The 1,104-nt window shown below is 70.1% G+C and carries 2 protein-coding genes; both read right to left on the bottom strand.

What is annotated here, in order from left to right:
- Positions 1 to 47: 47 nt before the first annotated feature.
- Complete coding sequence (locus ACWDAK_RS41385; protein WP_427396380.1) at positions 48 to 704, bottom strand: DUF742 domain-containing protein; 657 nt, start codon at positions 702 to 704, stop codon at positions 48 to 50.
- Between the two features lie 163 nt (positions 705 to 867).
- A partial coding sequence (locus ACWDAK_RS41380) for a roadblock/LC7 domain-containing protein (RefSeq protein WP_427396379.1) occupies positions 868 to 1,104 on the bottom strand: 237 nt, incomplete at its 5' end.

Raw genomic sequence — 1,104 nt, 5'->3', positions numbered from 1 at the left:
CGACGACGATCTTCGCGGAGGTGGTGGCGCGGCTGGGAGCGGCCGCGTTAGAGCTTGCGAAGTCCACTGAGGACCCTTTCGAGCAGCGTGACGTCGGGCTGGTTGCCGGATTCACCGCCGGCAGCGGGCTGGTGGATGGCTACTAAGCCTGCCTCGGCCAGGTCGGCCACGAGGATCCGGGCCACCCCCAGGGGGATGGACAGCAGTGCGGAGACCTCGGCCACGGACTTCACCTCGGTGCAGAGGGTGCAGATCCGCTGGTGCTCGGGCAGCATCGTGGCCAGGCGTTCGGGGGCGACGCTGGCGGAGACCAGTGCCTCCAGCGCCAGTTCGTACCGTGGCCTGGTGCGGCCGCCGGTCATCGCGAACGGCCGGATCAGCGGTCCCGAGTCGTCGTCGTCCAACTCCTCGGCGTAGCCGAGCTCCTCGGCCTGTTCGGGGAAGTCCGCCGGGCCCGGGTAGGCCGGCTGGCCGGGCCCGCGCTGGGCGAACTGCGGCTGGTCGTAGACCTGGTGGCCGTACGGCTGGGGAGGCGGCTGTTGATGGTCCATCAACTGCTGCTGGTAGCCGAGTTGGCCGGGGTGCGGCTGGCCCGCGGGGTCGGGGTGTCGACCGTGGCCGACACCGGGCGCCCCGAAAGCGTCATGGCCGGTGCCGGGGTACGGAACGCCATACTGACCGCTGCGGTCATCGGGCGGGGTCACGGTTCCTCTCCTCACTTGGTGCGGCGGTGCGGTGCGAGCTCAGCCGCAGGGGCCGAGCAGGTGGTGCGAAAGCCGTACAACGCCCGGTCCCGGGACCGTGATTGACACGGTCCCGGGACGGGCCGGAGGTCTTTCGAATACCGAGAAGGTATCCGACGAACCGTCAGTGCAGGAGACTGCCCTGGAGTTCCGCGCGGAGTGCGGGGGTGAGGACGGCCCCGGCACGGTCGACGAGGAGGGCCATCTCGTAGCCGACCAGACCGATGTCGGAGTCGGGTGAGGCGAGGACCGCGAGCGCGGAGCCGTCGCTGACGGCCATCAGGAAGAGGAAACCGCGTTCCATCTCGACGACGGTCTGGTTGACCTCGCCGCCCTCGAAGATCCGGCTGGCGCCGGAGGT

It is taken from the genome of Kitasatospora sp. NPDC001175 (genome assembly GCF_053598215.1).
Note: the sequence above shows the minus strand (reverse complement) of the source record. Positions and strands in the feature narration are given on the sequence as shown.